This is a genomic window from Virgibacillus necropolis (genome assembly GCF_044793635.1).
GTDB classification, from domain to species: domain Bacteria; phylum Bacillota; class Bacilli; order Bacillales; family Amphibacillaceae; genus Virgibacillus_F; species Virgibacillus_F necropolis_A.
The window spans coordinates 1,677,794-1,694,209 of sequence record NZ_CP084992.1 but is presented as its reverse complement, the minus strand read 5'-3'; the positions used below and the strand labels follow the sequence as shown (position 1 = coordinate 1,694,209).

8 protein-coding genes are annotated in these 16,416 nt (G+C 35.5%); 5 read left to right on the top strand and 3 right to left on the bottom strand.

Going from position 1 to position 16,416, the window contains the following annotated elements; translation table 11 throughout:
- Nucleotides 1–33: 33 nt before the first annotated feature.
- The 3 genes from LG329_RS08025 to LG329_RS08015 form a co-directional block, all read right to left on the bottom strand.
- On the bottom strand, nt 34–1,590 hold the full coding sequence (locus LG329_RS08025) for an oligosaccharide flippase family protein (protein WP_404455673.1): 1,557 nt from the start codon (nt 1,588–1,590) through the stop codon (nt 34–36).
- Nucleotides 1,587–2,318, bottom strand: a complete 732-nt coding sequence (locus tag LG329_RS08020) for a WecB/TagA/CpsF family glycosyltransferase (RefSeq protein WP_404455670.1) — start codon at nt 2,316–2,318, stop codon at nt 1,587–1,589. Before LG329_RS08020 ends, LG329_RS08025 begins: the two co-directional genes overlap by 4 nt.
- A gap of 92 nt (nt 2,319–2,410) precedes the next feature.
- Nucleotides 2,411–4,741: an S-layer homology domain-containing protein gene (locus tag LG329_RS08015; protein ID WP_404455667.1), complete on the bottom strand. Its 2,331-nt coding sequence runs from the start codon at nt 4,739–4,741 to the stop codon at nt 2,411–2,413.
- Between the two features lie 409 nt (nt 4,742–5,150).
- Between LG329_RS08015 and LG329_RS08010 the strand changes: the two genes are divergently transcribed.
- The 5 genes from LG329_RS08010 (at nt 5,151) to LG329_RS07990 (ending at nt 16,056) form a co-directional block, all read left to right on the top strand.
- Nucleotides 5,151–6,545, top strand: coding sequence for an N-acetylmuramoyl-L-alanine amidase (locus LG329_RS08010; RefSeq protein WP_404455666.1), 1,395 nt, complete (start codon nt 5,151–5,153; stop codon nt 6,543–6,545).
- A 71-nt stretch (nt 6,546–6,616) separates the two neighbouring features.
- Nucleotides 6,617–8,263: a S8 family peptidase gene (locus LG329_RS08005; protein ID WP_404455663.1), complete on the top strand. Its 1,647-nt coding sequence runs from the start codon at nt 6,617–6,619 to the stop codon at nt 8,261–8,263.
- A 618-nt stretch (nt 8,264–8,881) separates the two neighbouring features.
- Entirely contained in the window at nt 8,882–12,103 is a 3,222-nt protein-coding gene (locus LG329_RS08000) for an S-layer homology domain-containing protein (protein WP_404455661.1), read from the top strand.
- A 960-nt stretch (nt 12,104–13,063) separates the two neighbouring features.
- Nucleotides 13,064–13,825, top strand: a complete 762-nt coding sequence (locus LG329_RS07995) for a hypothetical protein (protein ID WP_404455658.1) — start codon at nt 13,064–13,066, stop codon at nt 13,823–13,825.
- Between the two features lie 488 nt (nt 13,826–14,313).
- Entirely contained in the window at nt 14,314–16,056 is a 1,743-nt protein-coding gene (locus LG329_RS07990) for an S-layer homology domain-containing protein (RefSeq protein ID WP_404455655.1), read from the top strand.
- The last annotated feature ends 360 nt before the right edge of the window (nt 16,057–16,416 follow it).

The following is a 16,416-nucleotide window of genomic DNA, read 5'->3' as shown; positions in this document are numbered from 1 at the left end:
TTCATTCCTTTCTAATCACTTTTCTAAATAAAGTTACTTCATCCTTTTCCCGACAATAGGTAGGCTTTTGATTGTAGTTTTGTCGATTACTTTCATTAAGTATAATTGCAGAAAATACAATCCTATGCCGAATAAGACTGCAATAAGTGCATAGGACATTGCCTGTATCCTTGTCCAATTCTCAAAACTAAAGAACAATGTAGGTATTCCGATTATTGTGCCCATTGTTAATGAAGAGAAAACCATTTTGAACATATCGGAATTTATAATTTTATATGGCATCTGTTTATAAATATAAAAGCTGTTTATACAAAACAAAATGATATAAACAAACAATGTCGAAAGTGCTGCACCATTTAACCCAAATAGATTAATTAGGTATATGTTAAAGAAAGTTTTTAACACAACACCAACTACAATTATAATAGCTGCTTTGTTTGCTAGGTTCATCCCTTGTAAGATTCCTGTTCCTAATACAGTAAGTGATGTAAATACAGAACTAAATCCTAAAATAGCTAGTGTTAAACTACCTTCTTGATTTGTAAACAAAGCTAGATTCAACGGTAATGTCAAGGCTAATAGTCCCATTGCAGCTGGCCATGAAGTCAAATGTGTTATCCTGTGTGTTTTTTCAATAACCTCTTGAGTCTCACTGTATTTTCTTTCTGTTAATTTAGTAGTGATTAAGGGAATTAAGGGAAGAACAATAGAGGTCGCCAGTACAGTTGCAATTTGTACCAAAGAAAGACCACGTCCATATATTCCATATAAATAATTAATATTACTTGTTTCGAATCCCGCAGATTCCAGTCCGTATGGGATAGTGAAAGAATCAACGAAGTTCAATAGGGCCATTGTAATTGTGCCAATGGCAATAGGAACTGAAACTTTTAATATTTTTTTACTCCAGATGATAAATCTTTGGTATGAAAAATTATCTACTGGTGATAACTTTAAGGGAGACCGATTGTACTTCAAGCGTAGATAAAGAAGGGAAACTAGTGCTCCTGCTACTGAACCAATCATAACCCCGCCTGCAACAACATTATTAGAAAACCCTTTACTAACTAAGTAATAGGCAACTAATAGAATTAATCCGACCCTGATAAATTGTTCTATTACTTGTGAAATCGCAGTAGGTCTCATGTCTTCAAAACCCTGAAAAAAACCTCGATAAACTGCCATATATGGGGCGACAAGTAAAGTTGCAGCCACCACTATAAGAGCCAAACGCGTTCCTGGGCCCCCCAACGCAGCAGCTATTGATGAGGAAAAGCTATATATTAACGAAAAGCTAATGATTCCAAATAATATAGCTAGAATACTTGCAGTAATGTATATTTCTTTTATATTTGCATGTTCGTCGTTTGACCTTGCTTCTGCGATAAGTTTGGAGATTGCAATTGGTATCCCTGCCACAGACAGAATCAATGCGACCATGTAAACTGGATAGACTAAACTAAATATACCAAGTACTTCATCACCCGCAATGTTTTGTAGAGGGATGCGAAATATACTTCCTAATATTTTAGAGAGTAATGTTGCAAGAGATAAAATTAGTGTGCTTTTTACAAAAGTTGACTTGCTCATGAAGATCCCTTGACTTTCTGTTTTATTATTTGAATGGCAAAACGGGGAAGAGCTAATGCGCGCTTCCATCTACTAGGTTGTTTTGCAATACGGTACAACCACTCTAAATTTACTTTTTGCCAAAAGATAGGTGCACGCTGAACAGTTCCAGCAACCACATCAAAACTACCTCCAACCCCAATGAACACTCCTTGATTAAATTTGGACCAGTTTTCAGAGATCCATTTTTCTTGTCTAGGTACTCCTAATGCCACAAATGTAATATCAGGTTTTAATTCTGCTATGTTTTTTGCAATGTCATTGTTTTCCCAGTCAAAAAAGCCATCATGTGAGCCAACGATATTTACACCAGGATAGTCATTCGCAATGTTATCTGTGGCTTTATTTAATGTTTCATTTTGTGCACCTAACAAAAATACACTATATTGTTTTTTATTTGCTATTTCTAGTAATTGGACCATCGTATCATACCCTGTAACGCGTCCTGGCAATGGTCTATTTAATAATTGAGCCGCTTTAACAACGCCAATACCATCAGCAACAACATAGGTTGCACGATGAACAAGATCCATAAAATTATGATTTTCATTGGCTTTCATCACGATTTCCGGATTTGCTGTTACGACAAATGTTTTGTCTCGTTGTTGAATATGTTGATTTAACAGCGATACAAAACTTTCTTGATCCGTATGTAAAAATGGTACCCCCATTATCGTTACCTGTTTCATTAATTAATCGTACTCCTTTTACGCATAATACTTTAAATAATATAACATAAAAGGAAGGAAACAAGTAGATGTTCCCTTCCAAAAAAACTGTCTTATTGAATAGTTAATAATGGAAGCTCAGGTAGTTTAGTTTTAATATTTGTTGACCTTACCCAAGCTTGATTCGTGTCTTTTAAAACTATTTTATACCATCCGTCGGTATTAATAAGTTTTCCCTCATTGTTCAATGCCAGGATTATGAGGTCATTTTCTGCAATATGTCCGATAGTTTCACTTTCTGTACTAGCTTCAGCTTTAATTACGAAAGGCTTATCAGTAGTATCAGGTTTTAAGACATTTAATACAGTGATTGTTTCACTTAATACCCAACCTTGTTCCTCATCGATTTTTACTAAGTACCAACCATCTTTTTCATCTAAAACCTCTACGATTGTATTAGCTTGTAACGTCTTTAGGATAGAAGAACTGTCATTAGTAATTGGTTCATTTCTTAAAGTAACCTCATCGATATTAACTTCTCCCATAATACCTTCATGTTTGGTGAAGTCAATTTGAATTTCCTTACTTTCTTTCTTCTTATCAGAGTTTTTGTTTTCTACTTTAGTATCTAATGAAGATTCTGTTTCGTTATTTTCTTTTTCATCATCTTCTTCTAATAATGGATCTTCTGATTTAGCTTCTTGTTCTTCCTGAGTTGAAGGAGTAGTTTCTTTATTTTGATCTTCAACGACAGCTTTAGCATCAATTTCAATATCAGTTGTTTCTTCTATTTCTTTAGGCTTTTCTTGGTTTGCAGTCGCATCATTTATACTAGCTATGTTTGCTTTAGTAACATTTTGTAGCGAAATGTATTTACCAGATGCCCAACCTTTTTGCCCATCTACCTTCATTTTATACCAGCCACCGTTTTCACCAATAAGAGTTACTTCTGTGCCAAATGGTAATTTCTTAATTACGCCAAAATTAGTAGTTGGTCCAGTTCTGAAGTTAAGACCAATAGTTGCGGTGGTTTTACCTTTTTCCCCTTCAAGTCTACGATCTACATAGTATTGATCAACACCTGTAGGTCTTTCTGTTGGACCTGGCTGATCGTTAAATGTTGGTACATCGAACTTAAGAACGTACGTGTCTAAAAGATTATATATCTTTTGAATACTATTAGTCTGTAGGACTGCCCAGCTTACATGAGTAGCATATTGATGCGTTGCATAACCTTCTTTTTGTAGCCCGTATGGATTCCAACGCATTTTGTACAGTGTGTCTTGTCCAGCATTTACATAATTTTTCCCAATAAATTTAGCTCCACCAATAATTGCTGCCCTTGGCGTGAACCAACCCTCATCATAAGCTCGTTGTGCTCCGCATGTATTGGGACACTCATCTCTGGCACCAACACCAAACATGTTGTATGTCATTTTCCCATTAACTTTTATACCTGTTGCCAGCTTTGAAGTGCCATTTCCAGTTTCGTGTAGTGCATGGGAAATCAAGTAAACTTCATTAATGCCATATCGTTGACCTGCCTCTATAAATGCATCGGCATGGCCTTCTAAAATACCTTTCCCTGCAAGAACTTTCTCATTAAGTTCCTGTACCTTTAAACCAGTAGATTGAGAAAGTGATAAAAATTGTAAATAAGAACTAGTTCCCCTTGAAAAGTTATTTGGATTTAAATAGTAAGCTACAAGATCTCTACTTGCTCGATATATTCCAGCCCCGTCAACTTTTGGATTAGCACTCACTTGCTTACTAATCATATTTTGAAAATCAATTGTGTAATTTGTGTAATTAACAAATTCTTGAGGATTCTCAATAACATTTAGCATCCGAAGTAAGATTGCAGATGTTTCACCTCGTGTAGTACTGTCTAAGGGAGCAAAGTAAACATTATCCCCGCTTTTCTTGCCAGCAATAACATCGAGATATAATAACTGTTGAATTGCGCCTCGGAACATAGGATTTATTTTTGAATTATCAGCAAATTCCAATGGTGCTTGCCCCGCACTTATTCCTTTATAATCTAAAGCACGAATAATCATTGCAGCCATTTCTTGTCTGGAAATCTTGTTATTAGGTCGAAACGAGTTATCAGGATAACCACCTATTAGACCAGAGCTTGTAGCTGACATTACTGACCAAAAGTACCAATCTCCTTTTTTAACGTCGGTAAATGGACTAGTTGAAGAAGTTGAAGAAAGGTCTAATGCTCGAACCAAAAATGTAGTAAATTCTGCACGTGTTACTAGTCTATCCGGCCTGTACGTTCCATCATCATATCCGCTCATTATATCCATCTTAATTAATGTTCGCATGCTATTTTCAAAATAGTGCCCCGTAATGTCATCAGCAGCCTGAACATTCTTGGGGGTGAAAATGGACAAAACTAAAACTAAAGCAATAACAACTGTGGAAATTCTTTTCATTTTAAATGTATTCCTCCTATGTATTATGCAGATTCTCGGTGATCCGAGTGGAAAGATGAACAGTTTATAGAATAAAGTAGGATTATTACGTCATATAAGGTAGAATGATATCTATTAATTTACCAAACTATTTGACAAAAATATAGTCTATTTTACATAAAAAAATAATCATTCTACTTAACTATATTGTATTTTTTATGTAAAAACGGCAGTAAAGCCTTGTTGGTTGTCGAATATTATGAAATTATACCTATTCAAAAATAGTGGAGATTGTGGTATGTTTTGTAGAATCATAGCGGTTGCGATATAGTAATAGAGTTGAAGTTAAATATCTTTATAAAACATAACGATAGAATTTTAGATTGTAGTTCAAACTAGCATGGTTAATACATAACAAAGGGGAATAGGGATGGGTAAGAAGAAATTAGCTTTTATTTTAGTATTTTTGTTTATTGGAGGTATCATTTTATCACCTGCAATCAAAGTCTCAGCGGAATCTATGCCAGATATTCGTGACAAGTACGCCAAAGAAATCAACTTTTTGATTAATGAAGGTATTATTTCGGGTTATCCTGATGGATACTTTAAACCAGATCGAGATGTTACAAGAGAAGAAGCTGTATTTATGATTGGAGAGGCACTTGATTTAAAAGAGATTCACGGATCTTCTTCCTTTACGGATGTTGATCCAGATTCGTTTGGGGCAGGACACATTGAGTCTACGCACCAAATGGGAATAATTGCAGGATATCCAGAAGGTGAATTTAGACCAGATAATTCAATGACTCGTGGGGAAATGGCTGTAATAATAGCGGAGGCTTTTGATTTATCTGCGAAAAGTAATTATCAATTCATAGACGTAGATTCTGATGCGTTTTATGCGGAAGAAGTTAAAATGTTAATTGCAGCTGGTATCACTGCAGGAACAGGTAATGGTAAATATCGACCAGAGCAACCCATAACGAGGGAGCATTATTCGTTATTTGTAGCTCGTGCACTTAACCCGGCGTTTAAGGTTGATGAAGTATCGATATCGCCAGTTAAACGAATTGTTAAACCAGAAATTGGATTAAATGTCCGTAAAAGCCCAGGTGGCAAAGATATTGGCAGCCTGGATAAAAATGATGTTGTCACAGCAACCAAAAAATCTGGTAAATGGTATTATGTTGAGAATGGTAGCATTGCTGGGTATGTACACGGCGAATACATTAAACCTCTCACAGTCGCAATCGATCCAGGACACGGAGGAAGTGACCCGGGTGCTAGTGGAAACGGCATAATTGAAAAAGAACTCAATCTGGATGTTGCAAAACGGGTCAAAAATTACTTTGATAATGCAGGTATTCGAGTTGTTATGACTAGAACGACTGATACTTTTATTGACTTGAATCCACGAGTTGATTACGCAGTTAACCATAATGCTGACACGTTTGTTAGCATTCACGGTAATGCATTTTATGACTCAGGTGCGAATGGAACTGAAACATTTTTCTCAAGCGCTGCATTTGATGGTTGTACAAGAGATAATGGAGGACCATTCAATGCACGTACAATAGATAGCTGTCATTTAGCGAAATTTATTCAGAAACGTTTAGTCGATGCGCTTAATACTTCTGATAGAGGAATAGATGAAAAAGACTTTCGAGTAGTTAATGATACACCTTTAGTTTCTTCATTAGTTGAACTAGCATTTATAACGAATGATGAGGATGCAAGTAAGTTGAAATCAGATCGATATAAAGATTTAGCTGCCAAAGCAATTTATCAGGGAGTCATGGATTATTATAAATGGCAGGAAAGATAAATTAAATAAATTATCGGGGAGGAAGCGGGCATTTTATGTTCGCTTCTTTTTACTAAGGGGGGACTTTTTAAATGAAAGCGAAATTAGTAATATGTGTATCTAGCTTTCTGATTTTGTTATTGGGCACCGGTATTGTCATTACTGCTGAAGAAGCAAATAACAAGCGAATAATTGTAGGATATGAAGAAGCTATTAATCTACAGGATTTAAAGGGTATACCATATGAATTACATCACATCATGGATTCTATTAATGCTGTCTCTATTACTATCCCAAGTAATAGACTACAACAGATAAAAGAAATATCTGGCGTTCGATGGGTTGAAAACGATTATGTAGTAACTACAGAGAGTGAAGTAGTTGACTGGGGATATAAGGAAACTATTACTACAGGTACAAAAAAACTTGGTTTAACTGGGAAAGGAATAAAAGTCGGTATCATTGATACAGGAATAAATGGTAAACACCCAGATTTGAATGTTGTTGGCGGGGAAAGCTTTGTTGAAGAAGAACCCAACTTTCAAGATTTAAACGGACATGGTACACATGTAGCAGGAATTATAGCTGCCAAAAATAATATGATTGGTACTGTCGGAGTGGCTCCAAACGTAAACATCTACGCAATCAAAGCATTAAACCAATATGGAAAAGGTAGACAAACAGATATTATCGCTGGTATTGAGTGGGCAGTTGAACATGATTTAGATATCGTGAATTTAAGTCTTACCTCACCACATTCAACAATAGCATTAAAACTTGCAATTGAATCTGCGGACGATGCTGGCCTTTTAATAGTAGCTGCATCAGGTAATGATGAAACCGGATTAGGTCAGGTTGGAAAGGATATTATGTATCCTGCAAGGTACCCAGATGTTATCGGTGTAGGGTCAATTGGAAGGGATTTAAAAAAATCTAGTTTTTCGTATGGTGGGTCATCACTTTCCTATACAGCACCAGGAGAAAACATTTATAGCACCTATGTTTTATTAGGTTCTGGTGAAAATGATTATAATAATTTAAGTGGCACTTCAATGGCTGCTCCGTATGTTGCAGGTGTGTTTGCATTATATAAACAAGCTTATCCATACATGAATACTAATCAAATTAAAGCTAAGGTTTCGGAAAATGTTATTGATTTAGGAAGAGAAGGAAAGGATCCGGATTACGGATATGGACTAGTTCAGTCGCCAGCGCTATATTTTAGTGATACTAAGCCAGACGTATGGTATTCAGACTCAGTACAGTCCTTGGCAAAAAAAGAGTATGTTAGCGGCTATCAGGATGGAACATTTAGACCAGCTAATTCAATTACAAGAGAAGAAGCCGTAACGATGATTGGAACAATCTTAAACTTAAACGGTACTCAACGGGATTCGATATATAGTGATGTTAAAAAAGAGTATTTTGGGTCTGGCTTTATTGTTTCCGCAACCAATGAACAAATAATTACCGGATATCCTGATGATACGTTCAGGCCGAAGTCATTCATAAGCCGTGGTGATGTGGCTGTTATGGTTCAGAAAGCATTTGATATACCACTATCAGAAGAACAGGCGTTTGATGATGTGAAAAAAGGAAAATATTATTTCAATGAGGTAAATGCATTATTTAATTCAAATATACTTAGTGGATATCCAGATAATAGATTTAAACCCGAACAAAATATAAGTAGGGCTGAGTTTTCAGTGATTTTGTCAAAAACTTTAAAAGAATATTAGGGTAAAAAAATCGGGCTGTCAAATTTATGACAGCCCGATTTTTTTAATTACTTACATAAAAGGAATGGTGCAAAAGAAGGATTCAAGACAATGGTTTGATTAAAATAAAAAATTGATGTTTGTGATTCTTTTCGACTACATTCAAAAAAGCGTTGAAAATTTATAGAGAGTATTTGATATATGATTGAAATATTTTTGCAACATTTATATACAACCAAGAATTTTCTCTATTAATCTGTAAATTACTTTATGTAAAACATTTTATAAGTGAAAAAGACTATGATCCACATCAAAAACTATTTCAAAAAAAGTTAAACAATCAGCACAACTTGTCGATATATAAATTACCTAGGTTTTCCAGTAATATTACAGTTTGTAAAATAATCGTAAAAAATTTACCATAGTTGTTGAATTTTGCTAATTTTGGTGTTATATTCTTGTAGTAAGTAATTAAACCTAGAGTTGATAGTAATCAAGCGTAAAAAGAACTATATTAATCATTTTTTGCTTGATTTATATTATTATTCTTGGAATCTATAATACATAGAAGTGAAAATGTAGAAAATAGTTTCTAAGAATAATAAAAAAATAGTAAGAGTCACAAGGAGGAATTATTCAATGGCAAAGTCGAAGACAAGTCGTAAGCTATTTGCTACAACAGCAACTGCTGCAATGGTAGCATCAGCTGTAGCACCTACAGCTAGTTTTGCTGCAGAACAAGAACAAACTTTTCCTGATGTACCAACAGATCATGGTTACTTTAATGTGATTAATGATTTAGCTGAAGCAGAAGTTGTAACAGGTTACACAGATGGAGAGTTTAAAATGGGGAATCTTGTAACACGTGCTGAAGCATCAGTTATGGTTTCAAAGATTCTTGAACTAGATACTAATGCACCTAGTACTGACTTCCCGGATGTTAAGGAAGATGTTTGGTATACAAACTCAATTAACGCTCTTTACGAAGCTGGACATATCGTTGGATTAAATGACGGTACATTCGGTGTTAATAATCAAATGACACGTGCTCAATTTGCACAACTAGTTGTAGAGGCTTATAACATCCCTGGTGAAGAAGCAGACCTTCCATTCACTGATTTAAAAGATGGAGCTTGGTACCAACCTGCAATTCAAACTCTATACGCTAACGGATTAATTTCTGGTCAAGATGCAAACACATTCGGACCAAATGATCCAATTAAACGTGGAGATTTCGCATGGTTATTAGCTAACACTGATTACAAATTTGGTAATATGTTGCCAAAACCAGACGAAGGAATTCCAGGATTCGCAATTGACAGTGTAAATGCTGTTGCTAATGCAGATTACACAATTGATGTAACTGGTGAAGTATCTGGAGCAGATCGCGTTACCGTTACAATTGACGGAGAAGAAAAAGCAGCTGATTTAAATGAAGATGGTTCATTCTCATTTTCATCAGATGTACTAGAGGTTGGAACGTATGAAGTAACTGTAAAAGCTTACCTAGGTGATGAGTCAATCTCTAAAACTACTAAAGTAGCTGTAGTTGATGAAGAAACTTCAATCGCTGGGTTTGTACTTGAAAAAAATGATGAAGGTGAAGATGTCGGTGTTGCTGGTGCAACAGTTACTGTTGATGGTAAAGAGTACACTACTAATGCACAAGGTTTCTATCAAGTGAAAAATCTTGATACTGATAAGTTCTATGAAATCAATATCACAAAACCTTCTTACGAATCACAAACAGAAAAAGTTCGTGTGACTAATGATAAAGTATCATCAGTAATTACAGAAAACTTCACAGAAATCTCCCAAGAAGATATTGCTATTTCTGGTGAAATTGTCAATAAAGTAACTGGTGAAGACGTGTCTGGATCTACTGTTTCATTCCAAGCATATAGTGAAGATCTTGGCGAGTGGGTTACTATCCATTCTGAAAACGTTGAGGCAGATGGTTCTTATTCTATTGACCAATCGGACAAAGGAATTACTCCTGGTAACTTCATTGAGTTCGGTGGTAAATACAGATTATCAATCGATAAAACTGGTTATCATAGTGAATCTGTAGAGTTCACAGTAAATGACAATCGTCAAATCACTGAGCTGGGTGCTACAGAACTTACTGAAATTAAGAAAATAGATATCAGCGGTAAAATTACAAGAGATGGTGACCCTGTTGAGAATGCAATCGTTGAACTAGCAGGTCAAACTGTAAAGACAGAGTCGAATGGTAATTATACATTTGAAGATTTAAAATTAACTTCTGACGATTATAACCTATCAGCAACATATACTGGTGGAGCTGGACTAGACACTGTAACAACTAAATCTCTTTCGGTCGAAGAAGGAAAAAATCTTACTGGTCAAAACATTGAATTAGCACTTGGTGCAGATGTTGATTTCTATCTAGGTGCACCAGTATCAAAAACAATTAATAAAACTAATTTATTTGCTACTGTTCACAATTCAGATGGTGCAGTTGTAGCGGGAAGCTCAGACTTAACTTCAGTAAATGGTGACGTTAAATTCAACTTTAACAAAAACCTTACAGCTGGTGATTATACTGTAGTTGTTGCAGGAGATTATGTAGTTGCTAAAGAATACTCATTTACTGTAACTGATGCCGATGTTTCTAAATATGTTGACACCGAAGGTGAAGACAAACCTGTTAAGTTGGTGAAAGGTGAACAATATGAAGCGGTACTAGGTGGTTCTATTACAGGAATTGCTGAAGCTGTAAATATCACTAATCCAGGTGAAGCTTCTGATGAAACTGTTGATAAAACTGTCGTAGTTTTAAAAGATTCGAATGGTAAAGAGGTCGCAAGAGAAGTAGTCAATGTTGATGAGATCACTAAAGATGCTACAACTGAAACTGCAACCGCAGGTGAATTTGGTGGGCTTGTACCTGGTAAATATACTGTTGAAATTTATAAACCTGGATATAAGTCTGGAGAAAGCACAGTTTCGGTATCTGAAGGTAAAGAAGCTGTAGTTAAATCTAATAGTTTGGATTTAGTTATCCCAACTAAATATGCTAGTGTCCAAGGTCTAGTGCGTAACAACGATTCATTAAGTGCGGTTAGTGACGCAACTGTATCATTCTACCAAAACGGAAATTTGGTTGATACAGCTACTGCTGCTGAATATGAAGCTGGTGTAGATTTATGGCCAGGAATTTTCACAGTAGTTGTTCGTGATAATGCAGTTGATTCTGATTCTAACGGTGGAACTGCAGAATACAAAACATATGTTGAACAACTTACTTTGAACAACAAAGATAAAGTTGAAAATCATCATCTAGGCCTTGAAGAAGCTGCAGCACAAATCGATGTATCTGTTGTAGATGGAGCTAACAAAGATCTAAATGCCAACACAATTACAATTTACGATGCTTGGGCAGACCGTTCGGAAGATGTAAACATTGAAGCAGGTGCTTACCAAGTTTCTACTGACTCACAACACTTATTCGATAATCTTTCTGTAGGCGAATACAGCATAGTTGTTGAGGAAGAAGGGTACAATACACAAACTTTAGGAGTATCATTAGAGGATAATGAAGACTTCAAAACTAAGATTGTAATGAGTGAAACAGAAGCTACTTACCCTGTAACAGTTAATACTGTTTTAGAAGGTTCATCAAATGACCAAAAATCAAAAGTTGTTGTATTTGATGAAGCTGGTAACATTGTTCATACTGATGAAAATGGAAATGAATTCGAACTTGCAAATGGTTCTTATAAAGTAGCAGCATACATCGATGGTTACTATGTAAGCTCTCAAGAACTTACAATCGACCGCGATGGAAAAACTGTTCTTCTTGAAGTAAAAGAAGGTAACTGGGATACTTCTAAATAAAACTAAACGAAACGTTACTTTATAAGCTAGTTATCTAGTGAAATAAGTGAAAAGATGCCTCCGGAAATAGATGTAGAGTCGACTTTCTGGAGGCACTTTTTTAACTATCACTTCTAAATAATGGGTGAAATCCCTATACATGGTAACAGTCTATAAACGTGTGCCTAATCCTCCTGCATCCAATGAGGCTCTAACTCAGTTGAAGGGATGAAGTCAGGTGAAGTCGTACTTACAAAAAGGTGAGGCGGGGCTCCTTAAAAAATGATTATGGTCAGGAAACGAATCCATGATGAAGCAGGATAAGTTAGTTGATACTAAGAATACAAGCTAGGAGTTTAGTATCCATCCAAACATTTGAAGTAATGTTTTGGCGATTGGAATAATTGACTGTTAAACCGTTCGTTCTTATGCCTGGGTAGTGGAGACCTAAGGTCATTAAATATAGGGATAGAAATGATGGAACGTTTGATGTCTTGTTAGAAGAGGTGGGTTAGCACTTATGATGCTAATAAGATGGCGGCGGGTTCATAGTAGTGTTGATGGCTAGCCGTTTGTATCGTGATGGTGACATAACGAGAGGGTAAAACTAGCCGGAGCGAAGGAACACAGTCAGTATGAAAGGTTAGTATACCAATCATGTGAACTCATGATTGGTATTTTTAAGGGATGTTTATAGGTATTATGAACCATGCCCGTTATACTAATTCTATTATACTGACGGATCGCCGTGTGCGATGAAAGTCGCCTGCACGGTGAAGGATCGAACCGAAAGCCATTAACTTGGTATAAGTCGATAATAGCAATGAAGATATTATTAATTCTACAGGGACTTACAGTGGGGATTTAAACATAAAAGTAGCATCATCTGGAAAGAATATCACCTTTGGTCCAAAGAATGGTGAAGGACTTACCGTTAATGGAAATGTAACAATTAGTGGTAATGTAACTGGTATTATTGATTTGAGGAATTTAACAATCAATGGAGATTTAATTGTAAATATACCAAACGCTGATTTTATTATTGATGCAACTACAACAGTTACAGAGGTCACGATAATTAAAGATGTTGCTAGTAATACATTCACTAATGAAGGAACACTTGGGGCTGTTTTAATTGAAGATGAAAATGGCACTCATTTTGTGAATGAAAGAACTGTTGGTACTGTAACAATTGACACCATTGGTGAGGTTATTCTTGATGGCGACATTGAAAATGTAGAAGCTATAAAATCTGCAAAAATAACAATTGCTTCAGGAACTGTGGGTACTTTAACTGAAAAAGCCTTTGGGATAGAACTAATTGTGGATACTGACGCTGATATATCCATTCAAAAGTCGGATCTATTGCTTGTTAATGCTTTAGATTATTTAGTGGATAAACAGATATATACTGGTGTAATTAATCAAATGCCTGTTGGAGATATGTTCTCTGTTGGTACATCTTCCGAAAAAGCTTACAATGTTCACCTTGGTTATCAAGGAAACCATGGCTTCGGCCGGTGGGGTGGAAAAGTCATTGACATAGCTGGAAACTCAGCTGAGTTTAATTATGTCTATTACAGTGATGAGACGAAAACGAAATATACAGATGGAGAAATCACGCTTAATGATGATAACCTAGTAGTGTCTTATACCGGTATTGAGGGAAATCCTGTCGAAATAACATTCATTTTAAGTTCGTATTATGTACGTGATATAAGTCAGATATCACAAAAAAAATAAAACACAGAAAAGGCCTGTGGATGGTAAAATATCTGCAGGTTATTTCTGTGTTCTTTCGAAAATATAACCGAACAATATATATTTTGAAAGGCAACATGAGAAGAGTGAACTGCCCCAATTTATATTATTGTTTGAGAGCATCCATGGTTTAGGAGGAACACAAATATTTCACTAAACCTAGTAGTGATGTGTTCAGCACATGATTAACCTTCTTTATTAATTATTCCCTTTTATCAATCGCTGGTATTTTAAAATTAATTCAACCTTATATCAGATAACTTTTTTCAACACTTTGGATCACTAACATTTTCAATTCCCCTTAAATTATTGTCAAATGCATTTAAAGCAAATTTTCTTTTGTGTTTTGAATAATGTGTATTACAAAGATAAACCCAAAGTAAAAAGTATTAATCTATATCTATTTATTTCCAAAAGAGTCGTGAATACTATTATAGTAGATTGACAACTTAGTTGGGGGGAGTATTTTAGTGAAATGGCAAAAGAGATATAAAGTAAGTATACAAGTATTTATCTTAGTGATTTTAATAGTCTTAGCAGGGTCGCCATTAACTGTTAATGCAGCAACAATAAATGAACAATTTAAGGTTTCACAAGGAGTCAATTATAAGGATATCCGTTTTTCGGATGGGGAAACAAATAAAGCAGTACGAGTAATGGAAATCAACATGAATGATCCATATACAAGTGTTGAAGTTGGAATTCCATCAGTTCTAAATCAGGTGCATACTACGACATCATTAGCACTTGATTACCATCAGGAAGGTCATGCAGTACTAGGAGCAATTAATGGCTCATTCTTTCATTTAGGGACAGCCATGAACTTAGTTTCCAAGAATAATAGACTTGTCCATGCAGGTGAAGTTTTCGCAGGTGAAAGTAACTATGTTAACGAACCTATTGCCTTTGGTATTAATGCAAACGGTAAAGGGGTTATTGATTACTACCAATTAGAAATGAAGTATATACATAACAATAAAAGCTATGATATTACTAGTACCAATAAAACACGTTCTCCAAATAATACAATTCTATATACATCCCATTTCTCAAGCCAATATACGGAAACGAATAAGTGGGGGACGGAGATAGTTGTTAAATTACCATCTGCTCCTAGTCTAGAATATGGATCAGTTGTAACAGGGACAGTTGAATCTATTCGTAACCCAGGTGATACGACAGAAACAGTGATACCTAAAAAGGGATTTGTATTATCAGCGCATGGCACAGGTTCTGATAAAATGAAAGGTATTGAGATAGGAGATTCTATCAAACTATCAATAGACATAGATGAACAATGGAAGAATTCTTCATTTATGCTTGCTAGCGGTCCTATGTTGGTTGAGGATGGAAAAGTGTCATTAACAATGGATCCTAATAGCGATAGTGCTAGAACAAGAGCACCTAGAACTGCAGTTGCGATTGACCGTACAGGTGAGAAGGTGTTTTTTGTAACTGTTGATGGAAGACAAGAAGGTTATAGTAATGGAATAAATTTGACAGAGTTTGCAGAATACCTAGTTAGCATGGGTGCTTATCGTGCATTAAATATGGATGGCGGTGGTTCAACTACAATGGCTGTTCGGTATCCTGGAACTGAAAAGATTATGCTGGCGAACTTACCTTCAGATGGGTATGAACGTTCTGTTTCTACGATATTGATGGCTGTATCTACTGCACCTGAACAAGTATTTCCGGATGTTAGTCTTGTGCATTGGGCATTTCCAGCAATCATGTATCTATATAATAATGGTACAATTTCGGGACACGAAGATGGTCATTTTCGTCCAGATGAATCAATCAGCCGTCAACATGCAGCACTTATGTTAACACGTGAATTGAACTTAGATACCAGTAATGTAACAAATCCAATGTTTGTGGATGTTAAACCAACAGATAAGTTTTATAAAGAAATCGCAGCAGTGGAGAATGAAGGGTTATTTCAAGGAAGAGGCGACAAAGTATTTGCAAAGAATGCGAATCTGACACGAGCAGAAATTGCTGTTATTATACAAATAGCCTATGGCATTCCTAAAACAAATGACAGTTATTTTTCTGATGTTAAAAGTAGTCATTGGGCTTCATCCTTCATTAATGCCATTGCTCAAAGTGGTATTTCAATGGGGTATCCGGATGGAGAATACAAACCTAGTGAAAATGTAACACGAGCAGAATTTAGTATTTTTATAAATAAAGCAGAAAGTCAACAGTAGAATAGATCTCATTAAAAGCCTCAGGAGTAAATAAAATGTACCCTATAGAGTAGACAACTTAAAAAAGTCTACCTATAGGTTTTTTTTATTTTAGCCCAACCTAACTTTTTATAATGTACACCCTGCCATTTTAGAAAGGTCTATTTCATTTTTTGAAACAAAGTGGAAATAACGAATGACTAAGGTTTATTTGTATGCTTTTGTCAGAACCACTACGGATTAATACAGATAAGTTAATTCGTTTTTCTTTTGCATTTTTTGGGGGTCATTGTCCCAAAAAGTCAAAAATGCACTATCTTTTTATGTTTAAATGTAAGATAATTATAAAGGGTTTAGATTAAGTGAGGAGTAAGAAGCTAT